Raw genomic sequence first — 25841 nt, 5'->3', positions numbered from 1 at the left:
AAACCTGAAACAAAAATAACATGAAACTAGATTATCTAATTCATACTCGGCGGTTCAGGGATTTTGATTTTTCTTTTTCTTTTTTTTACAATCAGTAAATAAAAAGTAATTCCTCCTAAAATAATAAGCAAAGCAATCTGAAGTTGTCCCAAACTATTATTTTTGTTATACATCGCATTGGCATTTGCTAATTTTGCTTTTCCTTCCTTAATCTGAATTTCAGATAATGATTCTAAAGTTTTTAAAGCTTCTGCACTGGCAAAGGCAATTTTATTCCAGTTTTTATTTTCTACCTGATTATTGATTTCTTTACAGGAAGCTAGAAACGTATCAAAATGTTCTTTTTCTTTATTGGTTAAAACAGTTTTAGCATAGAGATCATCAATGTTATGAACGATATTTAAAGTATGAATAATTTCATCTTTTTTAATATTATCGCTTAAATCAAGTTTTTCGGCCTCGCTTTTTATAAAATGAAGTTCTTTAGAATATTGAAAAATATAATGTGCAACAACCAATCGATCGTTATAAATTGCATTGATGTTTTCGTTGACTTTTTTAGAATTTTGTAATGTATTCAAATTACTCAGAATAATAATCAACATTATAATTAGCAAAATGAAAGCAGCTTTTGTTTTATTGCTATATTTCTTTAGATCTTTCATAATGCTGATTTTAAAATTGACTTACAAATGGTTAGCTTCTCAAAGATAAAAGATTTTGATGTAGAATTTACAAAGCTATTCGAACACAAAATTTAGAAATTGAAATTTCAATTAATAAATTTCATTATAATTTTTAATGTTTCTGCTTGTTGCTGTTCGCGTGAAATTTCGGCAGAATTATCGCCCAATTGAAAACCATAATAACCAAATTGAGCATGATTTGCACCTTTGATTTCTACAAATTTTGCAGTAGCGGGAAGTTTGCTCTTATTTTTAAAAATCGTTCTTTCATCTGCAATACCATCATTAGAACCATATATTTTTAAGATTGGAATTTTACTGTCTGCAAGTGAAATATCTCGAGGATGTGTTGTTCCGATTAAAATCAATTTATCAATTAAATTTGGATTTTCTTTCACGAATTGCGCTGCCATTTTTCCGCCTTGCGAGTGTCCGGCTAAAATATATGTTTTGTTTTTATCTAATAATAAACCAAGCTGTTTTGGAAGTTCGTAACCATTTGTAGCTAATCTCCAAGGCATTTTAATCAAATAAACTTTTATACCGTTTTCTGAAATTTTTCTGCATAATGGCACGTAAGCTTTAGGATCGACCATTGCACCAGGATAAAAAACAAAGACTTTATCTGTAGTTTGTTGGGGATCAAATAGAAAATAATCTCCATTATCTTTTACCGTGATTTTATGATTACTTTCTAAGAATGATTTTGAAACTCCATGAGATTGAGCAGAATAGAATAACCAAAAAATAAATGAAATGGCACAAACAAACCATATTCTTTTTAAGGTTTTTAATATTTTATTCTTATTATTCATTTTAATAAAAGATTAATTAAACGAATATAATATTTTACTTTCTATTTATTAATTGCATTGTTTGCTCGTTTACTATTTCTTGTGCTTTGGCTTCAAATGATAAAGTTAGACAAGCCGCAATACTAATATAAACGATATGATTATCATCTTCGAGATTTTTGTTTTTTTCCTGTGCCGTTAAATAACTATCCATTCCGGAAATTAAATATACTGGATTTCCTTCCTGAAAAAGTTGTGTTGCAATTCCTCTTAATCTTTGTTCAGCGACGCGTTTTATTTCTTCATCTTTATAATATAATAACATCATGCAATATGCTATAGAACATAGTTTTACATCTTTAAACGTAGGATACTTTTCTAAAATATCTAAGCCTTGATTTAGATTATCAAAACATTTTGTGTAAAGTTGAGCTGAAATCGAATTACCCTCAATTTCTTCGTTATCTGCTATATTTTGACTTTCAACTTGAACACAGAAAAACAATACGACGACCAAAAGACATTGTTTTAACATAGTTTTTTTATTAAATTTTATTATCTAATATCTTTGAATTTACAGAGTCACTCAATATCAATTTAATTTGTTCTTGTATTTCTGGGTAAGTATTGGCTTCTTTTAGTACAAGTATTAAAGGTTCTATTTCCTTTAGATATATTTCTTTGGTTAAATTATCACACTTGGAATTTCCAAATCTTAAATATTGAAATACATTACTCAGTCTGTTCTCATTATTAGATTTTAATGCTTCTTTTATAGCTGAAATTCTATTCCATTTTTTTCGATTTTCTTTCCACCATTTTTCAGTTTTCTTAAAAAGTATTTTTTTGTACTCTATGTTTTTTTGTTGTGAAGTTTTATTTTTCCAATCTAACTCATAAGTTCCATTATTAATGTAATCATAATAATTCTCTTTCATGAGTTTCATAAGTGTTTCATCATTAACTTCAGAATTTTTATAACCAAAATCTTGAAATGTTAAATCTTCAAGCAGCCAACCAGAACGTATCGATATCCAATCCATATTATAGGGTATATAATGCCCATGTCCATAATAAGTTGTAGTTCCTGGATAAATTAAATCTGCTGTACCCTTTAATTTTACAAAAGTTGTATCACTTAAAAGTTTAATTAACTTAGGTATGACTGCTATTTGGTAGTTTTCAAGTTCTTTTTTTGCAGGATAAATACTTGCATAGAATGAATTTTTCTTAAACTCGTTAAATAAACTATCAAGTTTTATTACATTTAGTTTTTGAGAATAGCAATTTAGAGGTAGAATTATAAAAATTAAAATGATAAATAAAGCTATTTTTGATATTTTCATTTTAAAAGATATTAGTTTATGAGAATAAATTAGAATTACTATTTAAAAGTTTTAGCTTACAATCTAAATTTTTTGCCTTCTTTATGGCCAATTGGAAATGTTGGGCCTTTAATTCCAAATGGAGCAAATCCGTCATCGTTATAATAATACACTTCTTTGTTTTCAGAATAACGTCCAGCGCATGCAAGATTTAAGATTGTAGTTTTTCCATTTACTTTAAGAACATTTATATCAATCCAAATTGGAATTTTATTTTTTCTATAAAGTAAATCTACAACTTCATTATCACTTAAATTTAGTTTTATAATTCCTTCATCTTCAGGATAAATATCAAACTGATCAATATTTCCACTTGTATTTGCCGGCGTAAAGATTACGTTATATCTGAAATTAGTAGTCAATTTATCTTTAACATAATTTTCTGCAAATTTTAGCGCTACAAAACTTGCACCTTTCAAATGAAATAATAATTCTTGTTTCGTCATTTTTTTATATCAAATTATTTAACACAATTCAAAACTCTAAATTATGTAAATATTTAAAAATATTATTCCAAAACTATACCATCACATTTTGCTTTTCTTTTACAAAATATAAACTGAATAATCAGAGCCAGTAAAATCGTTAAAATTGCCCCAATAAAATTCAACCATAAATAGCCCAGTCTTTCCTGTTTGTATATCAAGAAATAATAAATGATAAAAATAGTCGTTTGGCTTATTACAGCACTTGTAAACATTGCTTTTGCGCCTACATGACGCAAATAAAATCCAACTAAAAAGATTCCTAAAACAGTTCCGTAGAAAATAGAACCAATAATATTTACAAGCTGAATTAAATTCTCAAACAATGTACCAACGCAAGCGAAAAGGATCGCTACAATTCCCCAGAAAAGTGTAAAAAATTTGGTTGCATTTAGATAATGTTTCTCTGATTTTTCTGTTTTAAGGTTTCGTTTGTAAATATCAATTGCAGTTGTAGATGCCAATGCATTTAAGCCTGAAGCTGTTGACGACATCGCTGCTGAAAGAATTACAGCCAGTAATAAACCAATAAGACCTTTTGGCAAATAATGTAAAATGAAGTGAAAAAAGACATAATCTTTATCATTGGTTTCACTTGTACTGTCGGCTCTCGAAATAATTTCTTTAGCGCGATCTCGCAAATCTCTTTCTTTGTTTGATAAAGCGACCAGTTCTTTACGCAAAATAGGATTATCAAAATCCTGATTCAACTGATCGATGTATAAAAGATTAATTACTTTTTTATCTTCTGAAAGTGTTGCCAGTTTTTTCTCTAAGGCATGATATTCTTCTTTATAAGCAGATTTTTCAATGACAATTTTATTGTTCGGATTAAAATTTAAAGGAACCGGATTGAATTGAAAAAACACAAAAACCATAACTCCCGTTAGCAAAATAAAAAACTGCATCGGAACTTTTAAAAGTCCGTTCATGATTAATCCCATTTGGCTTTCACGAACCGATTTTCCGGATAAATAACGTCCAACCTGAGATTGATCAGTTCCAAAATAGGCGAGGGCAAGGAAAAAACCACCTGTAATTCCGCTCCAGAAAGTATATTTTTCTTCAGGATCAAATGAAAAATCAACAATGTTCATTTTATCATTTGCTCCGGCGATATGCAATGCGTTATTAAACGTCATATCGTTTGGTAAGTAATGTAAAATCAGGAAAAAAGTAATTATCATTCCCGTCATAATCACAAACATTTGCTGTTTTTGCGTTACGTTTACGGCTTTTGTTCCTCCGGAGAATGTATAAATGATAACTAGAAGACCAATAATGATATTCATATACGTTAAATTCCATCCCAAAAGAGCCGATAAAATAATAGCAGGCGCATAAATTGTAAGTCCGGTTCCTAAACCTCTTTGTACCAAAAATAAAATTGCAGCAAGAGAACGGGTTTTAAGATCGAATCGTTTTTCAAGAAATTCGTATGCTGTAAAGACTTTATTTTTATGATATAAAGGAATAAAAGTCACGCAAATAACAATCATTGCAATAGGCAATCCAAAATAGAATTGCACAAAACCCATTCCGTCATGATAAGCCTGTCCGGGCGTCGATAAAAAAGTAATGGCGCTGGCTTGCGTTGCCATAACAGAAAGTCCAACGGTATACCAGGGAGTTTCGTTGTTTCCGAGAATAAAATCTTCGACGTTTTTACTTCCTTTGGTTTTCCAGGATCCATATCCAACAATAAACAAAAGCGTAACAATCAGTACGATCCAATCAAATAGTTGCATAGGTTATGAGTATAATTGCATGATTAAGAAAAAAATCACAATGTAAACAGCGTTGGCTACCAAAACGTAGGTATAGCTTTTTTTCCACTTTTTTGTTTTTTTAACTTCCATGATTTTGATTCATTTAGTTTTTTAATTCCTGTTTAGGAGCTTCTATCGGTTGTTTTAATGAAATTATATTCGACAACAATCGGTACGCACCTGCAACGCCTTCCGGTAATTCTCTAAAAAAGCTTAAACCGGTGTAAATATAATATCCTTTCCCGTAAGGAGCGACTAATAATGCGCCGTCTTTGGCAGATTCTCCTCTGTCATGCGAAGATATAATAGGGATAAAGGCAGGATCATATTCATTAGGATAATATAAACCTTGCTCTTGTGTCCAACCTTCAAAATCTTTCGTACTTATTTTATTTGGTGTATTCAAAACAGGATGATTTGGCGCAAGAAAGGTAATTTTTGCATTTTCTTCGGTTACACGATCATTTGAAAGTTTTAAATCATACGGCGCAATTTTATCTGTAACCAGACTATGCGGTGTATTATACTGAACGATCATATTTTTACCGCTTTTTACAAAATCAAAAAGTATTTTTTGTTTGTTGGCTAAAACGTTTACTGTGTTGTAGGCGCGAATTCCTGTAATAACGGTACTAAAAGAATCTAGTTTTTCGGGCGTAATTTCTTCTGCCTTTAAAATCGTTACTTTATATCCCATTTGGGTTAAACTTTCCGGGACTTCGTCACCTGCACCCATAATATAACCAATGGCATCTCCAGATGTTTTTAAATCGATTCTGATGCATTTTGACTCAGCTGGTTTTAATACCATTTGTTTGGTAATATGGCTGTAATCAATGATCGTTTCATCTTTATCAAAACGTTTATTGTCTATGGTTACAATGCTTTTTGCAACGGCTTCTTCCGGTAAAGTTGGCGGTGTAACTTCAAAATAAAATACTTGTTCATTTCCTTTTTTGTCTAAAGAAAACGGAATTTGTTGCGGAGAAACGGCCCAGCTTTTTGGTAATTCTAATTGTAAATTTCCTTTAATTCCGTCTTTTCCTGCACGAACTTTTACAGGAATCATTTTGCTTTTGGTATCTTTAAAAATCAAAACTCTTTCAGGAATCGAAGTTGTAGCTTCAGGTACAATATCCAGAAAATTGTACATTTCGCCTTTTACGCCATCATTGTATTTATAAATTACATTACGCTCAAACGGAATTTCAACGCCATTTATTTTTACATTAAAAACAACTTTTACTTCTCTGATAATATCCGGAATTCCAATATTTTCCTGATTTGAAACCGTGTACATTCCAACACTTGCTTTTTCTTTAAGCCAGTACGGTTGTGTGTATTCAATGTTATTAGGAAGTTGTAATTGAAGGTTTATTTTTTGATCGTTATTGTTTTTTAAAATACTGTTTTGAACCGTAGTTTTATTATCCGGCAATGTTGTTAAACTTGTTAATTGCATTTCGACAGATGATCTGTTAATTGCTTCAAGACTTAATTTTACTGTACTTCCCGGAGTTGCTTCCTGCTCACTTGCAACTGCTTCCAGATATAATCCGGAACAAGAGCTGATGATATTTTTTATGGCAGTTGTTTTTAACGTTTTCCAATGGTCATCTTCTAAAGCTTCAATCATTGCATAAGCTTTTACCAAATCCGGAATACTTGCAGAAGGGTTACTGAAATTATAATTTGCGATAATTTTAGTGATTAATTCACCAACAGGTTTTCCGTTTTTAACACGATTCCAGGTTGTATCAATTCCATCAAATAAATTATCACGATCTTTTGGATTTTCTCCATTTATAAGTTCTAAATATTCAGTTTCATTGCCACGTGCTCCCGTACTTCCAAAACCTTGCGATTGATGGCGGCTGCGGCTTAAAGCGGCAATTTCCTGATTCGATTTCCCGATTCCGGTATAATAAACACCTGTTTCTAACTTTGTAAATTTTGATTTATTGGCAGCATCAAATTTTTCCTGACTTCCATAAAACCACCACGACGGATTAAAAAACTGACGTTTTACCTGCCAAGGTGTTACGTATTTTAATTGTTCCGGATATATTTTTGAATCGTTTGTTAATTTAAAACTTTCTACACTCAGCATTGCAGATGATGTATGATGTCCGTGCGTTGTTCCAGGCGAGCGGTGATCAAATCTATTGATGATAACGTCTGGCTGAAATTTTCTGATTGTCCAGACTACATCGGCAAGGACTTTATCTTTATCCCAAATTTGTAACGTTTCATCTGGATTTTTTGAGAAACCAAAATCATTGGCACGAGAAAAAAACTGTTCTCCACCATCAATTTTTCTGGCTTCAATTAATTCCTGAGTTCTAATAACACCTAATAATTCGCGCAATTGCGGACCAATTAAATTTTGTCCTCCATCACCACGTGTTAACGATAAATAACCTGTTCTGGCATTCATTTCATTTGCCATATAGGTTATTAAACGCGTATTTTCGTCATCAGGATGTGCAGCAATATACAATACAGAACCTAGAAAGTTTAGTTTTTTAATTTGATTGTAAATTTCTACAGAACTTAGTTTTTGTGGTTGTTGTGCAAAAGAAATAGAAATCCCTGTAAAGAAAAATAAAAGAATTTGTAATTGAATTTTTCGCATAGCGCAATTAGGTGTTTTGAAAGAGCTTCAAAAATACTAATTATATCTTTGAAGATTATTTAAATGAAATGTTAATATTGAATTTAATAACCACCAATAAAAAAAGAGCATCATTGTCTGATGCTCTCTAATATTTGTATTATTACCTTCTTCCGTGATGATCATCGTGGCGATCATCATGTCTGTCATGGTGATTGTCGTGTCTATCATGTTTATCATGATTTCTGTTATCTCTGTGCTCGTGACGAACTGGACGATCATTATATCCATAAACCGGTCTTGGTCTGTATGGTCTTTGTGGTGCACCGTGATATCCTTTATAATATTTAACTCTGTGTCTGTCAAAGTAAGTATAAGGAGTTCTTCCGTGGTAATCTGTTAAAACTACTTTATATCCTCCGTATAAGTCATAATTGCGGTATTGTCTTGGTAAACGGCTTGCTCTAACCCATCTTCCTCCGCCAAAATAAATAAATTGAGAGGCTCTAACATCGTAGTATGCTTCTACGTCTGGCAAATAGTAATATTCCATTTGGTCGTAATCTGCTGGTCCCCAATCAGGGCGTGTCCCAATATTTACGTTTACTGATACCTGGGCTTGCGTGGCATTTGCAATCAAAAGAAATAATCCTGCGATTGCTATCTTAACTGTTTTCATTTTTTTTAGTTTTTATGTTAATCGTAATCCTATTTACCGATATTCATATACTGTGCCAAAAATGAAAATGAGGTGCATTTTGTCGAACAAAATATCCATTTGGTCGAGCTTTATCCCTTACGATATCTGGAAACAATTGATTTTTAAAAAGTTATAAATAATTTAAAAATAAAATAAATTTCTATTTTTTTAGGGCTATTTATATTCAACAATTCTTGGTTTTGCCAGTTCAAAATTTTGCAAACCATAGTCTGTGGTTTCAAAAGTATTGGTTTTAAATACATTATCTCCTTGCAATGGAATACTTGGATAGTATGACATGGATAATTGAAAGGAACTGAAAACTAAATAATCATTACTTATTAATAAGCCAAGTGTAACTTTATGATAAGCTTTGTTATTAAACATGGCATCATTTGGACTTCCTAACAACGCTAAAGTATAATTAAAAAATGGATTCAGACGAAATCCTCCAATTGCATGTGGCGCATAGGTTTGGGTTTGTAAAGACAAAAGCAATTTACTGGTTCCGTACAAAGCAGTATTAAATCCCTGCAAACCATTTTGGTTATTTATATTAAGCTCATCGCCAATAATTTCTTCGCGATTTGCGCCTAAAACCAATTTAGGATTAACGAATTGTCTTAATTTCCAATTTCCGATACTAAACAATTGTGTAAAATAATTGGACTCTAATAAATAGGCGGTTTGATAGGTTTTTGATTGATGAATAAAAGTTCCAACTTCAAGATTGGTACTTAAAAATCCCCATTCATAATAATTTCCAAACGAAAACTGCGCTCCGACATAAGGCCGCCACATTTTATTTTTATATTGATAACCAAGTGTTATACCGTAAATTCTACCAATAGGTACATCTTCTGTAACACCGTTCCTAAAAATATAACTGTCCTTGATAAATTTTCTTGTATTGATTCCGATACCGCTCAAAATGAATTTTTCATCTGAATAAAAATGTGTAGGATCATATATTTCTGAAGGCATTTCTGTGTAATCGACATTTAAAAAACGAGCAGAAACAATCAAATTAGTTATTCCGTTAACATCATCTTCAAAGACTTTTGTAGCTTTTCCAACCCATAAATCCTGAAAATTATTTTTAAAAGTCTGAAAAGCATACGTTGTGTCAGGCGCAGGAGCCTGTAAAGAATCTTTTCTGAAATTTTGCCCAACATAAATTCCTCCGGCCCATTTGGTTAGCGGAGAATAAAAAGCCCTTTCAAAATCAACACTTTTACTGTAATTATTATCTAAGTCCATGTTGTACTTAAATACAGCGCTTACATAAGTATTTTTTATGTTTGGTACAGTGTAGGTTACGTCATTTCCATTTTGACCATCATCAAAACGATTGGTAAAACGATATTCCAATTGTTGACCGGAACCAAAAAAATCTTTTTCTTTGAATCCAACAGAAACTTTACTTCCTGATATTGAAAATCTTGGAATAGTGCTCCAGGAATCTAAAACACGAATTGTAACATCGACAGAATCTGATGCTGTACTAACCAGTTCATTTGTAATTTTTACTGCTGAAACATATCTTTGAGAACGTATCAAACGTTCAGATTCCTGTATTTTATAAGAATCATAAGGTGTATTTCTTCTAAAAAGCAATAAGTTGTAAATGGCTATTTTCTTTGTCTTTAAATGCAGTTTATTACCGGTTCTTTCTCCCCAGTTTTTGGGTTGTTTAGTGGTATCTACTATAGATTGGCCAAAAGGATCCAGCGTAATAACATTAATTTTTCGAATAATTTTACCGTCGTAATCCTTGATTTTATTCTCTAGAATTTGATCTTCTTCGCGCTTAGGTTTATTGGCTCTGAAAAGTAATTTGTGCAGTGTTTTGGTAAATTTATTTTTTTTAGAATAATTCTGAATTTGTTTGTATACAGCGGCACTATCTTTTTTAACCTCTTTTTTAGGCTTATCTGATTGTGCACAAATACTTTGTAAACAAAAGCAAAGTAAAATAGAAAATAGTATTTTTAATTTTCGATTCATTCAGATTTATTTTGGCTTTTAAAAAGAGGATTTTCGTATGAATATAAGTCAAATAATACTCATACCCTCTAAAGACTTTGTTAATATTAATTTTCAACTTTTATTTTTCGAACTCTCCATGTAAATTTTTTAGGCATATGATTGCCCATCAAATATCCCCATGGTTCTAATGATTCTATTCTTTCAAAAATAATTTTTAAAATAGCTAGTAACGGAATCGCTAAAAACATACCTGAAATTCCCGCTGCGGCACCACCAACAATGATACCGATAATAGATACAAAGGCATTAATTTCTACTTTAGAATTAATAATTAAAGGCACGAGCAAATTATTATCAATTAATTGAACTACAACATTTACAATTAATATGCTTATAAATATTGATGTATCCGGTGTTCCCGATAAAGTAGCCAAAAGAGTTATAACACCTGCAACTGTTATCCCTATATACGGTATTAGGTTTAAGATTCCTGTTATTAATCCTAATAGAATAAAATATTTTACGCCAACAATCCAAAGTCCTAAGCCAGTCAGGATTGAAACAATAATCATTTCTAATAATAAACTGACAATATAATTATTTATGGAAACTCGTATTTGCGCCAAAATATCTTTTAATGCAGAATGATCTTCCTTGTTCACTAATTTTGCCAGAAAAAGAATAAAATGGTCTTTATAAAGAAGAAATAAAAACGTATATATTGGAATAATAGTACAATCTATTAGTAGATCTGTGATAGATAATATTGCCGAACCTACAGTAACAACACCTCCGTTTTTAACAGAATCTTTCGTAACTGTATCAAGATATTTCTTTTGTTCGCCAATACTGATATGAAAATTATCTTTTACAAACTTATGTATCTCAGTGATAAAAACATTTGTATTTTTCTTAATAGTATCAAAATCGTTAGCAATATCCTTAACCTGATAAGAGATAAAAACTAATATACCAACGATAAATGCGGCAAAAATAAGGACGCAAATAATCGCTGCAAGATGTCTTGGAAATTTAAGTCTTACATGTAAAAGCGTAAAGATTGGAAGTAGTAGAACAGCAAATAAAAAAGCCATCAAAACGGGCGTAATGATATCTTTTCCGAGACAGAAAATAAAAGCAAAACAAATTAAACTTACAAGAATAAGGGAAAGTTTGGCATAAAATGGCAATTTTACTGAACGAGTCATTTGGTGGTGAAATTAGGTTTAGAAATTAGATAAGATCTATAACAAAATTCCTCTTTTATTCTATAAGTAATGTTGTACGTTTTCTGAATTACATTACAAAATTCCCATTCAAATTTTAATCAAAAAACTCTTTTTCCTCGTAGTGACTTGGCATTATAGAAATACCTTTTTGCAATAATAAATTGTTTGGAAAAATAATTCTTTCGCCTTCTTTTGTTTTCAAATTAACATGAAAAGCACTAATGTCTTCAATTTCTGCTTCGATAGGAAAATCTTTATCATGAATCTTGATTGTATCTCCAATTCTGAATGGAAATGAAAAAAACAAAATCATTCCGGAAGTTATATTGCTCAAAATAGACCATTGCGCAAAAAAAGCCACACCAATTACCGTTGCAATTGAAGAAACGGTTATAAAAATATCATCTGTATTAACTCCCCAGATTACAACTAAACTGATAACAACTAACACATTCATTAACAAGTGAATATATTTGATTACCAAATTAGTACGATGTTCTAATAACTGGCTTGTTTTGGCATAACGACGAATTAACTTCGCAATAATTAAGCGTAAAGCCACTAATGCAAAAATGAGAATTCCTGTTGCCAATATTTCCTGGCTATATCCTTTAAAAGAAAACATAGATAATTTTTTTATACTAAAGTACTCAAATATTGGTAAACTTTATCTGTTGGAAGCCCCATTACATTGGTATATGAACCTTCGACTTTTGCAACTGCCATAAAACCAAACCATTCCTGAATACCGTAAGCTCCGGCTTTATCGTAAGGTTTATAATTTTCGATATAATACAAAATTGCTTCATCAGATAAATCATTGAAAGTAACTTTTGTAATATCGTGCAAGAGGGTAGAAGCAGAGTCTGTTTTAAAACAAACCGACGTAATAACTTCGTGCGTTGTGTTCGACATAGATTTGATCATTTCAAAAGCTTCTTCGGCACTTTTTGGTTTTCCCAAAGCTTTATTCTGATGCCATACAATGGTGTCGCTTGTTACCAAAATTTCGTTTGGTTTTAACTTTCCTTCAAAAGCAGCCGCTTTTAATTCAGCTAAAAAATTAGTGATTTCAGCCGCTTTTAATTGCGGAGGATAAACTTCTTCGACTTCTTTTATTCTAATTTCGAAATCAAGATCTAAATCCTTAAAAAATTGCTGTCTGCGCGGTGATCCCGAAGCCAGAATTAAAGTATATTTTTTTAATTTTTCCTTAAGCATTGTACTTGATATTTAGAGTGATAACCAAAATTGATAAAATTCCGAAAAGTAAAATCAACTTTAAAACGGTACTTAAATGATGAAAGTCCTTTTGTGATTTTGCACTAAATATTTTAACGATAAAATATAAAAGTGGTGCTAAAACAAAAGCAAAAGCATAAAAAGTAACAATGAAAAGTTTATTTTCTACAAAATATTTGTTGATGTAAAGCAAACATGAAATAAACGGAATAATAGCAAATCCGATAACAATTTTTGAGGTTCGGCTTTTACCAATCGCAATCGGTAAAGTATTCATTCCCTGATTATAATCTCCATTTACATCTTCAATATCTTTTACGATTTCGCGAATAAAATTAATCATAAAAGCAAATAAAGCATAATCGAGTAAAATAGAAAACATACTTGCCATTTGCGCTTGATTTTCTGCATTTGTAGCCGGAAAAAGATCGAAAACGCCGATAATAATAACACTAAAGGACAGTACAGCAGCCACGACAAAATTTCCTAAAATCATAATTTGTTTTAGCGACGTAGAATAAAAATAAAGTACAGAAGCAATCAGAATAAATATAACTGCAAAACTTGGTCTCATGATCACGTTCGATAAATAGCAACCAATAGCAACACCGGTAATATTAAGTCCGATATAAATATTATAAGCTGCAGTTTCTGAAATTCCTTTACCAATAATAACGTCATTTGGCTTGTTGATAGTATCTGTGGCAACATCAAGGATATTATTAATTAGATATCCCGCAGCGGCCAATAAAACTGTACTTAAAACCAATAAACCATATTGCCAGTCTGCTAAAGACAAAGGAATATCTTGCTGTTTTAAGAAAGCATAACGAAATAAAAGCTGCATAAAAGCCAGCATTAGTAAATTTTGATATCGGATTAGTTTTAAAAATTTCATTTTTTTTTTAAAGGTTCTGAGGTTCTAAGTAACAAAGGTGCAAAGGTTTAAAACTAAGGTTTAATCTTTGTAGAATTAATCTAAAATTATTTAGTCGTGTTTTCCATTAAAATATTCCATCCATTTCCCCTGTACTTTCATGACTTGTTCGATTACGTCACGTGCAGCGCCTCTTCCGCCTTTAACGTGTGAGACGTAACGACAAATATTTTTGATTTCAGGACTTGCATCTTGCGGGCAAGTTGGCAATCCTACTAATTTCATAACATGATAATCAGGAATATCATCTCCCATATATAAAACCTGTTCTGGTTTTATATTATAAGTATCGGTATATTCTTTAAAAGTTTTAACTTTATCCGGAGTTCCTAAATGAATGTCTGTAATTCCTAAATTACGAAGTCTAATGCGAACGCCTTCATTGCTTCCGCCAGAAATAACACAGACATTATAACCGCTTTCAATAGCTGCTTTCATGGCATAACCATCACGAATATTCATTGTGCGAAGCATTTCTCCTTCATTGGTAACAAAAACTGAACTATCTGTAAGCACGCCATCAACATCAAAAATAAATGTTGTGATGTCGTTCATTATTTGTTTAAAATGTTTGTCTATCATCTTGAATAGATTGAGTTAAAAGTTTATAGATATTTTTTTGATTTTCTTTTGATAAATATTCCAAATGCGCTTCGATTGTTGTCGAATCACCGCGTTTAGCAGGTCCGGTTTGGGCATCAATTGGATTTAATGTATTGATTTTTTCTGCAGTTTCCTGAATTAAAGGTTTTAAAACGTCAAAAGGAACCTGGTGTTCTTCACAAATTTCGTGACCAATCTGGTATAAATGATTCGTAAAATTATTGACAAAAACAGCGGCAACATGCAGCGCTTTTCGTTGTTCTGAACTAATGGAATAAACGGCATTCGAAATACTTTTCGCAACCGTTTCCAGAATAGCATAATCTGCTTGATTTTCAGCTTCTAAACAGATCGGAATTATGGAGAAATCCACTGCTTTATCTTTAGAAAATGTTTGTAACGGATAAAAAACGCCTCTTTTATTTTTAGCATCCAAAGTATCAATTGAAGCCGTTCCTGAAGTATGAACCACAAGCTTATTTTGAAAAAGTAATTGCTTAGAAACGTGTGCAATAGCATTATCTGAAACAGCTATGATATATAAATCAGACTCTTTTAGAGCAGAAAAATCATTTGTAATTTTATCAGAATCGAGTAGGTGAGCTAGAGTTTCTTTTTTTCTCGAAAATACCTGTACAATTTCAATAAGCTCACTTTTGGTGAAAGCTTTTATTAAATGTTGCGCGACATTTCCGGAACCAATTAGCGTTATTCGAATCATATCGCAAAATTAGCATTATTTTTTAAATGTAAAGACGCACAGAAGTGCGTCTTTGGAATGTTTTGTATATTTAATTTATTTAAAATTTCACAGCTCCTTTAGAAACTGTTTCTGTGATAGTTGTCTTTTTAGAATAATCAGATTTTTTATCTGTAACCAATTCGATTTTCTCACTTGCTGCGCCATCAATAGTAATTGCTTTAGTTGAAGTTGAGTTGAATTCAACATTTTTCAAAGACATATTTTTACCATTATAGATTTCAAAAACAGTCGGGTTTTCAATGTCTAGTTTAGCGTTGTTAATTTTGATTCCGTTGGCATCAATAATCGAAAAGCCTTTTTGTGCTTTTGCAGTAAGATTTGAAATTTCAATATTTTCAAGGTTCATTTCAGGTAAACCTTGCAGAAATACAGCTTGATAAGCTCCTGAAATGGTTATGTTTTTGATAGAAATATTCTTAAACTGTGGCGTTTCATCATTTACAGGAACCATTTTAGTACTTACTTTATTTCCTCCTTCAGCCAAAGTTTCGGCAATTGATTTTCCTCCATAATAAAGATCAAAAGAAATTGCCTGCGATGGAATATCAATCATATAAATATCAGAAATAAAGATATTCTCAACAATTCCGCCACGTCCGCGTGTACTTTTAAAACGTAAACCAACATCAGTTCCCATAAAAGTACAATTAGATACATGAAGGTTTTTTACGCCTCCGGACATTTCACTTCCCACGGTAACACCGCCGTGTCCGTGGTATACGATATTATTTTTGACAATGATATTTTCGCACGGAACACCACGATCACGACCGTCTTTGTCTTTTCCTGATTTAATACAAATAGCATCGTCACCTACATCAAAACTAGAATTTTCTATGACAACATTTTTGCAGGATTCTACGTCAAGGCCGTCTCCGTTTTGAGAATACCATGGATTTCTAACGGTAACATTGCGTACAATTAAATCTTCAACCATCAAAGGATGAATGTTCCATGCAGGAGAATTTTGAAAAACAGGTCCGTCAAAAAGTACTCTTTTACTATTTTGAATGCTTACCATTACCGGGCGAAGAAAGTCACGAATAGCCTGAAATTCTTCTTTTGTTTTTAAATCCGGGCGTACATTTTGATCTGCATTTTGGTTTCCTTTTACATATTGTTCAGATGGATACCAACTTTCTTTTTTATCATTAAGAACACCGCCGGAAGCTATTAAAGTTTTCCATTGGCTTTCGGTTAATTTACTTTTCTTTACCATACGCCAAACTTCCCCTGAACCATCATAAACGCCATTTCCTGTAAAAGCTACATTTTCTAAGTTCTTTCCATAAATAGGAGAGATGCAGCGCCATGTATTCAATCCCTCAAAACTGGTTTCTATAATAGGATATAAATCTTTGTTTGTCGAGAATTTAATTAATGCTCCGGTTGAAGCATATAATTCGATATTACTTTTTAAAATAATTGGTCCGGTTAGCCATATTCCGGGTGGAATGATAACTTTTCCGCCGCCTTTTTTAGAAACTGCATCAATGGCATCGGCGAAGGCCTTTGTATTTAAAACATATCCGCCATTTACAGCACCAAAATCGATTATGTTTACTGTATTTTTTGGTATTATAGGTTCCTGAACTTTTGCCATTTTGAATTCTATATTTTTATAGGTTTCGCTTGGCTTTGAATTTTGTGCAGTACTTTTTAAACAGTTTATAGATAAAACTGTCAAAGTAATCCACAACAAGTTTGTTGGTTTAATTTTCATGTTAGTTATTATATGAGGTGGTTATTGATAGCTATAATTCTTATTTTGATTACTACTTTTTGCGGATCCTTAAAAAATCTGTTTTTATAAAAAACAAATTAATAATGTAATCGATTACACAAATCTAATAAAAAATATCAATTATCAAAGAAATTGTTTAATAGTATTTGCACGTAAATAATAACTTACGATTTAACATAATTCGACATTGTTAAAGATCCTTTTTTTGGTTTTAATTAACAAATACCAAATATTGGAACTCAACATTTTTAAGTACTTTTGTGGCACTTTTATACAATGTAATTCCTCAAAAATGGATAAAAAAATATTCTCTTTTTTGTTTTCTACACGATTAATGGCCGTTCTTTTTTTAACATTTGCAATCGCAATGGGTGTTGGAACTTTTATCGAAAGTAAGTACAATACTGATACAGCCAGAATTTTAATTTACAATACTTGGTGGTTTGAGGCTATAATGGCCGTTTTTATGTTGAATTTCTTTGGAAATATTAAGCGTTATCAATTGCTTAAAAAAGAAAAATGGGCCACTTTTTTACTTCATATTGCTTTTGTTTTTATCATTTTAGGAGCTTTTATTACACGTTATATTAGTTACGAAGGAATGATGCCAATCCGTGAAGGTGCAGCAGAAAACCAAATTTATTCAGACAAAACATTCATCACTGTTTTTGCAGATGGAGAATATAAAGGCGAAATGAAACGCAGGGTTTTTGATAAAAGCCTTTTGCTTTCGCCGGTTACCAATAATGATTTTTCGATTTCAGGAAAGTTTGATGAAACTCCTTTTGAAGTGAGTTACGTAAACTATATTATGGGAGCGAAAGAAACGATAAAACCAACCGCTAACGGAACTTTATACTTAAAATTAGTTGAAGCCGGTGCTGGCGGACGTGAAGAACATTTCCTGAAAGAAGGTGAAGTTCAGAACATTCATAACGTTTTATTTGCTTTGAATAAGCAGACAGACGGTGCCATAAATATTAATACAAAAGGTGAAAAATATACCATTCAAACTCCTTTTGAAGGGGAATTTATGCGAATGGCAGATAAACTAAAAGGAACTGTAACCAAAGATAATGTTCAGCCTTTAATGATGCGTTCGTTATATAGTATTGGTGATATCCGAATTGTTTTTCCGGATCCTGCTGTAAAAGGAATTGTTGATTATGAATCAAGTAAAGATTTTAAAGCAAAATCGCATACTGATGCTTTAATTGTTAAAGTAAAAGCTGAAGGCCAGGAAAAAGAAGTACGACTTTTAGGTTCTAAAGGAAGTGTAGGAGAGCCTCAAACCGTTAAAATTGGTAAAATAGAATATTCTTTATTTTATGGAAGTAAAGCGTATGTTTTACCTTTTAAAATTAAATTAAACGATTTTATTGCTACAAAATATCCGGGAACAGAAAAAAGTTATTCTGCTTTTGAAAGTAAAGTTACCGTTCAGGATTCAGCTGAAACTTTTGATGCTGATATTTATATGAACCACGTTTTAGACCATAAAGGATACCGTTTTTTCCAATCTTCATTTGATCCGGACGAAAAAGGAACTGTATTATCTGTAAACCACGATTGGTGGGGAACTTCAATTACTTATTTAGGCTATTTTATATTGTTTTTTGGATTAATGGCTATCATGTTTACCAAACATTCTCGTTTTGCAGATTTAAAACGCAAATTAGAAGTTGTTAAAAAGAAAAAAGAAAAATTAATTACCATTTTGGTTTTAATGATTGGTTTGAGTGGTTTTGCACAAGCACCTCACGTTCACACACCTGGACACGATCATAATCATACAGCAGATCCTAATGATCATGCCAATCACGTTACCGCTCCGCCAAGTCAAAAACAATTAGATTCGTTATTGTCTATTTATAAAGCTCCGGAAGCGCATGCCGCTAAATTTGGACGCTTGATTATTCAGGATGCGGGAGGAAGAATGAAGCCTATTAATACTTTCTCATCTGAATTATTGAGAAAAGTAAGCCATGATGATAAGTATAACGGAATGAATTCTGATCAGGTATTTTTGTCTATGACACAATATGCTCAGGTTTGGATTCAGATTCCTATAATTTACATCAAACCTGAAAACGACAGTATTCGCAGAATTATCGGAATTGAGAAAGAAGCTAAATTTGCTCCTTTTGTAAAATTCTTTGATGAAAACGGAAATTATAAACTTTCTCCTTATTTAGATGCAGCATATAAAGCAGCGAATCCAAATAATTTTGAGAAAGATTTTATTGAAACTGATAAGAAAGTAAACTTAATGGAATCTGCTTTAAGCGGAAGTATTTTAAAAATATTTCCAATTCCAAATGATCCCGGCAATAAATGGATTTCTTATTTAGAAATACAAAACGCAGGTTTAAAAGGCATGGATTCTACTTATGTAAAGCAAATTTTACCTATGTATTTTAGTGCTTTAAATAATGGTTCGATTTCTAAAAACTTTACTACAGCCGATCAGTTGGTAGAAAGTATTAATGGCTTTCAAAAGAAATTTGGAAGCGCAGTACGTCCTGGCGAAAGAAAAATCGATCTTGAAATTGCCTATAATACCTATAATATTTTACCAAAAATGTTTTATTGGTATTCACTTGCCGGTATTTTTATGTTGATTTTTACTTTATTTAACATTTTCTTTGAGAAAAAGTTTTTACGCTACACTGTAAATGGTTTCCATATTTTGATAGGGTTAATATTTGCACTTCATACCGTAGCTTTAATCGCTCGTTGGTATATTTCCGGGCATGCACCGTGGAGTAATGCTTATGAAGCAATTGTATATGTAGCGTGGGCAACGATGTTCTTTGGTTTAGCTTTCGACAGAAAATCGAAACTTACTGTAGCATCTGCAGCATTTGTTACTTCAATGATTTTCATGGCCGCAAACGCAAACTGGATTGATCCTGAAATTGCTAATTTACAGCCTGTATTGAACTCGTATTGGTTAATGATTCACGTTGCAGTAATTGTAGCAAGTTACGGACCTTTTGCTCTTGGAATGATTTTAGGTTTTGTTGCCTTGGTATTGATTTTCTTTACCAATGAAAAAAACAAAGCCAAAATGAGCTTAAACATAAAAGAAATCACTTATATCAACGAAATGTCATTGACAATTGGTTTGATTATGTTAACCATTGGTAACTTCCTTGGAGGACAATGGGCAAACGAAAGTTGGGGACGTTACTGGGGATGGGATCCAAAAGAAACCTGGGCATTAATCTCAATTATGGTTTATGCGTTCGTAATTCACGCACGTTTTGTTCCTTCTTTAAGAGGTAAATGGTTCTTCAATTTAATGAGTATGTATGCCTTTGTATCGATTTTGTTTACGTATTATGGAGTAAACTTCCATTTGGTTGGTTTACACTCGTACGCAAGTGGAGAAGCGCATTCACTAAGCTGGATTTGGTATTCGTTGGGAACAATTTCAGTCATTGGAGCTTTAACATATCCAAAATATAGAAAATATTATAAAAGCAAAAAATAATTAATTTTCATAAAAAAGGTTCAACGTAAGTTGAACCTTTTTTTATGAATGAATATTTGATTTTAAAGATGTTTAATTTCTTTAAGTGTAAATGTTATTTGTTTAAGATGAAAAATATTTCTTTCGAAACCAAAAAGCGACATTTACCAAAGCAATTAAGGCTGGAACTTCAACCAAAGGACCAATTACGCCAGCAAAAGCCTGACCGCTATTAATTCCAAATACACCAATCGCAACGGCAATTGCAAGCTCAAAATTATTTCCAGTTGCTGTAAATGCAATTGCTGTACTTTTAGAGTAATCAGCTCCAAAATATTTTCCGATGAAAAAGCTAAGGATAAACATGATCACGAAATATAGTGCTAATGGTATTGCAATTCTAATAACATCTAGTGGAATCTCAACAATTAATTTTCCCTTTAAGCTAAACATAATTACAATCGTAAATAGTAGAGCTATCAAAGTGATGGGAGAAATAAAAGGCAAATATTTATTCTGGAACCATTCTTCGCCTTTATATTTTATCAAAATATAGCGGCTAATTATGCCAAGTGCAAACGGAATTCCTAAATAAATACCCACACTCTCTGCAATCTGACTAATACTTATAGCTATATTAAAACCTGAATATCCAAAAAATGGAGGTAATATGGTTATGAAAATATAAGCGTAAAAACTATAAAGAAGAACCTGAAAAATACTATTTAAAGCAATTAATCCTGCCGCATATTCTCTGTCTCCATCTGCAAGATCATTCCAGACAACAACCATCGCTATACAACGCGCTAATCCAATTAAAATCAGTCCGATCATATATTCTGGATATCCCTGTAAAAATAATAATGCCAAAGCAAACATAAGAGTTGGACCAATAATCCAATTTAAAACTAATGATGCACCAAGTACTTTTACATTTTTAAAAACATTCAGCATTCGTTCATACTTTACTTTTGCAAGAGGAGGATACATCATTAAAATAAGTCCAATTGCTAATGGAATATTGGTACTTCCTTTGGAAAATGTGTTTATTATATTTCCGCTTGACGGAATAAAATATCCAATTGAAACTCCAATTGCCATCGCTATGAAAATCCAAAGCGTTAGGAAACGATCGAGAAAATTAAGCTTTTTTCGGCCTATAACTGGACTAGATTGATCTATTAACATTATTGCTTTTTAATTTGAGAGAAAACATAAAACATTTCTAAACCAATTTGAAGGCTTCGTTCCTGATATTTTTCATCTTGTTCATCTGAATTATCAAAGATTTTAGGGTCTTCGTATGTAATAGGAATTCTTTTTTCAGCACCTGCTATAAAAGGACAACCTTCATCAGCTTGTGAGCACGTCATAATAGCTGCAAAACCATTTTCAGGATTAAAATCATCATCATATGTTTTAGAAAATCCAATAACAGGTGCTGAATCCTGAGCAAATTTTATAGCATAAACCGGATTATTTTGTTCTGAAAGCTTTTTAATTTTAAAACCTTCCTTTTCCAGAATTTCGGCAACTTTAGGAAATAAAGTGGTTGCTTCAGTACCGCCTGAATAGCAAAAAACATTTTTTATATCATAATAATAAGCTGCCGTTTGCGCCCAAACTTGCGATAAATGACTTCTTCTTGAATTGTGGGTGCAAATTAAATTTAGTCTGATTTCTTGCTTAGCATCAGTTTTCGATTGAATAAAATCAATTAGCGGTTGCAAAACATTTTTACGTTCTACACTAATCGTTTCAAAATTAAAAGAAGTAATAATTTCTTGTATTTCAGGAAATAATCTATTTGAATTGGTCATAGCTACAAATATTAATTAACAACATCCGCCGCCGGGAGCACAAGAATTTCCGCTATCGGCGTTTAATTGAGTTAATTTAAGCTTTGGTTTCTCTGCAGGAATTCCACATTGATCTTGAGCCAGACAAGCTGTAGTTTTATTTAATAATTCAAAATCTTTTCCATTAAAACCTAAATCGTATTTCCCAATGGTTTGATCCTGATATTCTACTTCAATTTCAAAATCTTCAATTCCTAAAACTTTTTCTGAAAGTTCGATAATGTGAATTAATTTTTGAGGTTTTAAGCGATGCTCAAAATCGTTAGCATCCCAAAGCTGAAAGTTTACAACAGTTTCTTTACGAACAACTCCGCCACAATCGATAAAATTTTTAGTAATTAAACCTACTTCAGTTACATGAAAATGTTCCGGAACAAAATTTCCGTTAGGCAATTGAAAATTTACTGTTTCAACACTATTTAATATTTTTTTAATTTCTGAAAGTTTCATAATAATTTGATTTAATGATTAACAACATTCGTTTTTTCTTTTCTCCAGATGAAGCGTTACAACATCAAAAAAGCCTCTAATTTTTTCAAATCCAGTTTCGTTAATGCAATAACAGATGGCATTTCCTTCTATATTTCCTTTAATTAATCCGGCATTTTTAAGCTCTTTTAAATGTTGGGAAATTGTAGGTTGAGAAAGAGGAAGCTCGTTTACAATATCACCACAAATACAAGTATTTACTTTAAGCAAGTATTGTATAATGGCAATTCGGGCCGGATGACCTAAAGCTTTTGCTAAAATGGCCAATTCATTTTGATTGTCTGTAAAATGATCTGATTTAGTAATTCCCATCGTTTTATTTTTATATTGCAATATTACGATATAGATTTTTATAAAAAAAGGAAAAACCTGAAAATTTCATTTTTGGAATGTATTAATTAAATGTTGCTTTCAATATAAAAATGATCACCAATAGTGTAATAAAACAAACTAAAAATATAATATGGCTCAGTAAGGATAAAAAGAAGGCCTTTGTTTTAGATATTTTATTAAAAAACTGAATATTTGTCCAAAAAATTAAAACAAGATCAATAGTGTATATCAGAATTGTTACTTTTTGAATGTGTGGTGTATTATTGAAGATATATAGTAAAGGAAATGTGACAATGTGGGCGCAGAGTTTTTGCGAAGCCTTGAAGGTGTTTAGAATGAAATATTCTATAAAATTATAGCCTTGATTTCTAAAACAGATATAAGTTCCTAACGTAAAAATAGGAATGGTAGCGATAGTTACCCAGGAAAAATGCGTTGCCATCCATTCATTAAACTTCAAATAATCTACTTTAGGATCTGTCGACGTTGCATGTATTACATTAATACGAAAATAATGATACAAAAGCCCGTAAAGTGTTGCCAAAATCACGACTAAAGACAATGGTTTAAAATGCCTTACGCGTTTTCCTTCAATAAAATCTCTTATAGAATCTCCTGGTCGTGTAAATAATTGTTTAACAGAATATAAAATTCCTTTATCAAAATGAAATAATCCATGCTGAATATCATGCCACAAAAAATGCAGGTTTATTTTATGGGTTTCAGCAGATTGTCCGCAATTATTACAATAATGACCTTTGTAAATTTGATGACAGTTTTTACAGATTATTTCCATGTTTAAATTCTTTTGAATTACAACTCATTTTGTTTTTTCAAACCGTTTGGATACATAATAGCCAATAAAACGCAAATCAATAAAAAGTTATACTCAACGCCGTTTCTTCCGCCGCCAACAACAAACCAGCCTTCCTGAAAATGAACTAAAACGATTCCCATAATCAAAACAAAAATGGTTACAAATCCCGCAAGTTTTATATACTTATTAAGAAGCAAAAGCACAGCCGCAACAATATGGGATAATTTAATAGACCACGCCAAAAAAACGCCGAAAGGAGCAAATCCAATCTGATTTAGATATAAGTTCCCAAAATCATTTATGCCATTATCAAAAATTCCGATAACGGAATGGGAGAGCAGTATAATAGCAGTTGCAATTCTTAAAAGTAAAGTTCCGTTCATGTTTGATTTTGGTTTTTTGGTTGTTATTTTGTTTTAAAAATAATAAAAAAACGCATATTAAAATAAATTAATATGCGTTTTGAGTTTTATAATAAATTGATTTTTAAACTTTTCCTAAAGTATACAGTTGTTCCATAGTAGGAGTTAAACTTCCTCCGGCCGGTTCAAGCGTAATTCCAAAAGCTTCAGCAGAATCTGTTTGCTCTACAGAGAATATCTTTTGATCATTTCCTTCAAAATCGCTTAACAAACCAATACTTGTTGGTGTAAGTACCGGACTAAGTTTTAAAGCCCAAACCTGATAAACCATTCCTTTTGGTGGTTTTGGTAAACCTGCAGCATCAATATAAGTAGTTTTGGTTTCTTTGTTCCAATATACTTTTGCAAATGATGTAGGAGAAACCGCCTGACCGCCAAGTGTTACACCAGTATTTTTGATATCCCTAACGATAGTTAAGTTTTTCTCAGTCTGCTTATTTTGTTGATCTAAATAAGCAAATTCTCTTTGAATTTTATTTTTTTCAGTGCCAACAGTAGCAATTGCTTCTTTTGTTTTTGTTAACTCTAAGGTTTGGTATCCAAGTCCTAAAAGCAATAAAACAGAAGCTGCCCAGCCCACATATTGAGACCAGTTTGAAGCCGGTTTCATGTCGACCACTTTACCATGTTTAAGCTCTAAACGAGCTTTTATCTTCTCGAAATTAGCTACCGAGTGAAAAGGTGAGAAACTTGATGACAGGGCTACAATAGCTTTTTCTATCTCAATAATTTCATGATCAACTTCGGGATTCTTTTTAGCCAGTTCCGCTATTTCCAGATTTTCAGTTTCGGTTAATAAACCGTAAACATACAATTCTAAAATTCCTGATTCTATATATTCTTGTGCTTCCATTAGATTTTTAAATAATTACGTAAATCGTTAATACAGTTTCTGTTTTGAGTTTTGACAGTTCCCAGTGGCATTGCTAATTCTTCTGAAGCTTCCTGCTGGGTATATCCTTTAAAGAATAATAAATCTATAATCTCAATACATTTTGGTTTTAGTTTTTTTACAAACTCCTGAATTCCTATTGTATCAATTCTATTAGTTAATTTATTACTGTCATCTAACAGATTTACGAAATTATCTGAAGAAAGGTTTTTTTGGCTGTTATTAAAATTTTTGGATCTTAACTTATCAATCGACGTATTACGAGCTATATTAAGGATCCAGGTGTAAAATCGTCCTTTACCTTCATTATAGGAATCTATGTTTTTCCAGATTTTGACAAAAACTTCCTGCAAAACATCTTCGGCTTCTTCGCGGTTTTTTATTAAAACGTTAATGACCGAAAACAGACTTTTAGAATACATGTCGTACAAATGGGTAAAAGCTCTTTCGTCTTTTTTATAAATTAAAACTAATAATTCTTCTTGACTCATAGATGTGGTTTTTAAGCTTAAACAAATTTTATAGAATCTTTTTTTAGATCTCTGAGATAAAGATAATTTATTTTTTTGTGAAAAACGCATTTTTTTTAACAGTCTAAACCTTAGCAAAATAAG

The 25841-nt window shown here is 31.7% G+C and carries 25 protein-coding genes; 1 reads left to right on the top strand and 24 read right to left on the bottom strand.

Features of this window, described 5'->3' with window-relative positions; genetic code table 11:
- Window positions 1-35: 35 nt before the first annotated feature.
- The 16 genes from GKZ86_RS07050 to GKZ86_RS06975 all read right to left on the bottom strand — a co-directional run bounded on the left by GKZ86_RS07050 (window position 36) and on the right by GKZ86_RS06975 (window position 16919).
- Window positions 36-665 (bottom strand): MCP four helix bundle domain-containing protein, encoded by a 630-nt coding sequence (locus GKZ86_RS07050; protein WP_154782392.1) that lies wholly within the window; start codon window positions 663-665, stop codon window positions 36-38.
- A gap of 107 nt (window positions 666-772) precedes the next feature.
- On the bottom strand, window positions 773-1501 hold the full coding sequence (locus GKZ86_RS07045; protein WP_154782391.1) for an alpha/beta hydrolase: 729 nt from the start codon (window positions 1499-1501) through the stop codon (window positions 773-775).
- 34 nt (window positions 1502-1535) lie between these two features.
- Window positions 1536-2015: a hypothetical protein gene (locus GKZ86_RS07040; RefSeq protein ID WP_154782390.1), complete on the bottom strand. Its 480-nt coding sequence runs from the start codon at window positions 2013-2015 to the stop codon at window positions 1536-1538.
- A 10-nt stretch (window positions 2016-2025) separates the two neighbouring features.
- Window positions 2026-2826, bottom strand: a complete 801-nt coding sequence (locus tag GKZ86_RS07035; protein ID WP_154782389.1) for a hypothetical protein — start codon at window positions 2824-2826, stop codon at window positions 2026-2028.
- 56 nt (window positions 2827-2882) lie between these two features.
- Window positions 2883-3311, bottom strand: a complete 429-nt coding sequence (locus tag GKZ86_RS07030; RefSeq protein WP_154782388.1) for a hypothetical protein — start codon at window positions 3309-3311, stop codon at window positions 2883-2885.
- Window positions 3312-3373: 62 nt separating this feature from the next.
- A complete protein-coding gene (locus tag GKZ86_RS07025; RefSeq protein ID WP_154782387.1) occupies window positions 3374-5098 on the bottom strand; it encodes a sodium:solute symporter in 1725 nt (574 codons plus the stop codon).
- A 124-nt stretch (window positions 5099-5222) separates the two neighbouring features.
- A complete protein-coding gene (locus tag GKZ86_RS07020) occupies window positions 5223-7754 on the bottom strand; it encodes a PIG-L family deacetylase (RefSeq protein WP_154782386.1) in 2532 nt (843 codons plus the stop codon).
- Window positions 7755-7896: 142 nt separating this feature from the next.
- Window positions 7897-8412, bottom strand: coding sequence for a hypothetical protein (locus GKZ86_RS07015; RefSeq protein WP_154782385.1), 516 nt, complete (start codon window positions 8410-8412; stop codon window positions 7897-7899).
- 195 nt (window positions 8413-8607) lie between these two features.
- Window positions 8608-10440 carry a hypothetical protein gene (locus GKZ86_RS07010; RefSeq protein ID WP_154782384.1) on the bottom strand — a complete coding sequence of 611 codons (1833 nt, stop codon included), beginning with the start codon at window positions 10438-10440 and terminating at the stop codon, window positions 8608-8610.
- 86 nt (window positions 10441-10526) lie between these two features.
- The gene (locus GKZ86_RS07005) at window positions 10527-11630 is read right to left on the bottom strand and encodes an AI-2E family transporter (RefSeq protein WP_154782383.1); all 1104 of its coding nucleotides are present in this window, start codon (window positions 11628-11630) and stop codon (window positions 10527-10529) included.
- A 115-nt stretch (window positions 11631-11745) separates the two neighbouring features.
- Window positions 11746-12276 (bottom strand): mechanosensitive ion channel domain-containing protein, encoded by a 531-nt coding sequence (locus tag GKZ86_RS07000; protein WP_154782382.1) that lies wholly within the window; start codon window positions 12274-12276, stop codon window positions 11746-11748.
- Window positions 12277-12287: 11 nt separating this feature from the next.
- The gene (locus GKZ86_RS06995; protein ID WP_154782381.1) at window positions 12288-12872 is read right to left on the bottom strand and encodes a Maf-like protein; all 585 of its coding nucleotides are present in this window, start codon (window positions 12870-12872) and stop codon (window positions 12288-12290) included.
- Window positions 12865-13791 (bottom strand): geranylgeranylglycerol-phosphate geranylgeranyltransferase, encoded by a 927-nt coding sequence (locus tag GKZ86_RS06990; RefSeq protein ID WP_154782380.1) that lies wholly within the window; start codon window positions 13789-13791, stop codon window positions 12865-12867. Before GKZ86_RS06990 ends, GKZ86_RS06995 begins: the two co-directional genes overlap by 8 nt.
- A gap of 90 nt (window positions 13792-13881) precedes the next feature.
- Window positions 13882-14385, bottom strand: a complete 504-nt coding sequence (locus GKZ86_RS06985) for an HAD family hydrolase (RefSeq protein WP_195936671.1) — start codon at window positions 14383-14385, stop codon at window positions 13882-13884.
- A 7-nt stretch (window positions 14386-14392) separates the two neighbouring features.
- Complete coding sequence (locus GKZ86_RS06980) at window positions 14393-15154, bottom strand: Rossmann-like and DUF2520 domain-containing protein (RefSeq protein WP_154782378.1); 762 nt, start codon at window positions 15152-15154, stop codon at window positions 14393-14395.
- Window positions 15155-15233: 79 nt separating this feature from the next.
- Window positions 15234-16919: a glycoside hydrolase family 28 protein gene (locus GKZ86_RS06975; RefSeq protein ID WP_154782377.1), complete on the bottom strand. Its 1686-nt coding sequence runs from the start codon at window positions 16917-16919 to the stop codon at window positions 15234-15236.
- Between the two features lie 313 nt (window positions 16920-17232).
- Between GKZ86_RS06975 and ccsA the strand changes: the two genes are divergently transcribed.
- Window positions 17233-20436 (top strand): cytochrome c biogenesis protein CcsA, encoded by a 3204-nt coding sequence (ccsA, locus tag GKZ86_RS06970; RefSeq protein WP_154782376.1) that lies wholly within the window; start codon window positions 17233-17235, stop codon window positions 20434-20436.
- Between the two features lie 102 nt (window positions 20437-20538).
- Here the strand turns inward: ccsA and arsB are convergent, their stop codons facing one another.
- From arsB to GKZ86_RS06930, 8 genes are all read right to left on the bottom strand, one after another.
- The gene (arsB, locus tag GKZ86_RS06965; protein WP_154782375.1) at window positions 20539-21603 is read right to left on the bottom strand and encodes an ACR3 family arsenite efflux transporter; all 1065 of its coding nucleotides are present in this window, start codon (window positions 21601-21603) and stop codon (window positions 20539-20541) included.
- Window positions 21603-22235, bottom strand: a complete 633-nt coding sequence (locus GKZ86_RS06960) for a protein-tyrosine-phosphatase (protein ID WP_154782374.1) — start codon at window positions 22233-22235, stop codon at window positions 21603-21605. Before GKZ86_RS06960 ends, arsB begins: the two co-directional genes overlap by 1 nt.
- A gap of 15 nt (window positions 22236-22250) precedes the next feature.
- Window positions 22251-22724 carry a DUF6428 family protein gene (locus GKZ86_RS06955; protein WP_154782373.1) on the bottom strand — a complete coding sequence of 158 codons (474 nt, stop codon included), beginning with the start codon at window positions 22722-22724 and terminating at the stop codon, window positions 22251-22253.
- An 18-nt stretch (window positions 22725-22742) separates the two neighbouring features.
- A complete protein-coding gene (locus GKZ86_RS06950) occupies window positions 22743-23075 on the bottom strand; it encodes a helix-turn-helix transcriptional regulator (RefSeq protein WP_154782372.1) in 333 nt (110 codons plus the stop codon).
- 82 nt (window positions 23076-23157) lie between these two features.
- Window positions 23158-23892: a DUF3667 domain-containing protein gene (locus tag GKZ86_RS06945; protein WP_154782371.1), complete on the bottom strand. Its 735-nt coding sequence runs from the start codon at window positions 23890-23892 to the stop codon at window positions 23158-23160.
- Window positions 23893-23909: 17 nt separating this feature from the next.
- Window positions 23910-24296 (bottom strand): DoxX family protein, encoded by a 387-nt coding sequence (locus GKZ86_RS06940; protein ID WP_154782370.1) that lies wholly within the window; start codon window positions 24294-24296, stop codon window positions 23910-23912.
- A 103-nt stretch (window positions 24297-24399) separates the two neighbouring features.
- A complete protein-coding gene (locus GKZ86_RS06935; RefSeq protein WP_154782369.1) occupies window positions 24400-25188 on the bottom strand; it encodes an anti-sigma factor domain-containing protein in 789 nt (262 codons plus the stop codon).
- Window positions 25188-25718, bottom strand: a complete 531-nt coding sequence (locus GKZ86_RS06930) for an RNA polymerase sigma factor (RefSeq protein ID WP_154782368.1) — start codon at window positions 25716-25718, stop codon at window positions 25188-25190. The genes GKZ86_RS06935 and GKZ86_RS06930 overlap by 1 nt, the downstream gene beginning before the upstream one ends.
- Between the last annotated feature and the right edge of the window lie 123 nt (window positions 25719-25841).

Source organism: Flavobacterium sp. LC2016-13, from assembly GCF_009707955.1.
Taxonomy (GTDB): Bacteria; Bacteroidota; Bacteroidia; order Flavobacteriales; family Flavobacteriaceae; genus Flavobacterium.
The sequence above is the reverse complement of the archived record's forward strand: the minus strand, read 5'-3'. Positions and strand labels throughout refer to the sequence as shown.

Coding starts and splice junctions, on each gene's coding strand:
- GKZ86_RS07030 (WP_154782388.1), bottom strand. CDS start 3,311: ATGACGAAACAAGAATTATTATTTCATTTGAAAGGTGCAAGTTTTGTA.
- GKZ86_RS07015 (WP_154782385.1), bottom strand. CDS start 8,412: ATGAAAACAGTTAAGATAGCAATCGCAGGATTATTTCTTTTGATTGCA.
- GKZ86_RS06960 (WP_154782374.1), bottom strand. CDS start 22,235: ATGACCAATTCAAATAGATTATTTCCTGAAATACAAGAAATTATTACT.
- GKZ86_RS06950 (WP_154782372.1), bottom strand. CDS start 23,075: ATGGGAATTACTAAATCAGATCATTTTACAGACAATCAAAATGAATTG.
- GKZ86_RS06995 (WP_154782381.1), bottom strand. CDS start 12,872: ATGCTTAAGGAAAAATTAAAAAAATATACTTTAATTCTGGCTTCGGGA.
- GKZ86_RS07025 (WP_154782387.1), bottom strand. CDS start 5,098: ATGCAACTATTTGATTGGATCGTACTGATTGTTACGCTTTTGTTTATT.
- GKZ86_RS06945 (WP_154782371.1), bottom strand. CDS start 23,892: ATGGAAATAATCTGTAAAAACTGTCATCAAATTTACAAAGGTCATTAT.
- ccsA (WP_154782376.1), top strand. CDS start 17,233: ATGGATAAAAAAATATTCTCTTTTTTGTTTTCTACACGATTAATGGCC.
- arsB (WP_154782375.1), bottom strand. CDS start 21,603: ATGTTAATAGATCAATCTAGTCCAGTTATAGGCCGAAAAAAGCTTAAT.
- GKZ86_RS06940 (WP_154782370.1), bottom strand. CDS start 24,296: ATGAACGGAACTTTACTTTTAAGAATTGCAACTGCTATTATACTGCTC.
- GKZ86_RS07045 (WP_154782391.1), bottom strand. CDS start 1,501: ATGAATAATAAGAATAAAATATTAAAAACCTTAAAAAGAATATGGTTT.
- GKZ86_RS07035 (WP_154782389.1), bottom strand. CDS start 2,826: ATGAAAATATCAAAAATAGCTTTATTTATCATTTTAATTTTTATAATT.
- GKZ86_RS06955 (WP_154782373.1), bottom strand. CDS start 22,724: ATGAAACTTTCAGAAATTAAAAAAATATTAAATAGTGTTGAAACAGTA.
- GKZ86_RS07020 (WP_154782386.1), bottom strand. CDS start 7,754: ATGCGAAAAATTCAATTACAAATTCTTTTATTTTTCTTTACAGGGATT.
- GKZ86_RS06935 (WP_154782369.1), bottom strand. CDS start 25,188: ATGGAAGCACAAGAATATATAGAATCAGGAATTTTAGAATTGTATGTT.
- GKZ86_RS06975 (WP_154782377.1), bottom strand. CDS start 16,919: ATGAAAATTAAACCAACAAACTTGTTGTGGATTACTTTGACAGTTTTA.
- GKZ86_RS07050 (WP_154782392.1), bottom strand. CDS start 665: ATGAAAGATCTAAAGAAATATAGCAATAAAACAAAAGCTGCTTTCATT.
- GKZ86_RS06990 (WP_154782380.1), bottom strand. CDS start 13,791: ATGAAATTTTTAAAACTAATCCGATATCAAAATTTACTAATGCTGGCT.
- GKZ86_RS07040 (WP_154782390.1), bottom strand. CDS start 2,015: ATGTTAAAACAATGTCTTTTGGTCGTCGTATTGTTTTTCTGTGTTCAA.
- GKZ86_RS07005 (WP_154782383.1), bottom strand. CDS start 11,630: ATGACTCGTTCAGTAAAATTGCCATTTTATGCCAAACTTTCCCTTATT.
- GKZ86_RS06985 (WP_195936671.1), bottom strand. CDS start 14,385: ATGAACGACATCACAACATTTATTTTTGATGTTGATGGCGTGCTTACA.
- GKZ86_RS07000 (WP_154782382.1), bottom strand. CDS start 12,276: ATGTTTTCTTTTAAAGGATATAGCCAGGAAATATTGGCAACAGGAATT.
- GKZ86_RS06930 (WP_154782368.1), bottom strand. CDS start 25,718: ATGAGTCAAGAAGAATTATTAGTTTTAATTTATAAAAAAGACGAAAGA.
- GKZ86_RS07010 (WP_154782384.1), bottom strand. CDS start 10,440: ATGAATCGAAAATTAAAAATACTATTTTCTATTTTACTTTGCTTTTGT.
- GKZ86_RS06980 (WP_154782378.1), bottom strand. CDS start 15,154: ATGATTCGAATAACGCTAATTGGTTCCGGAAATGTCGCGCAACATTTA.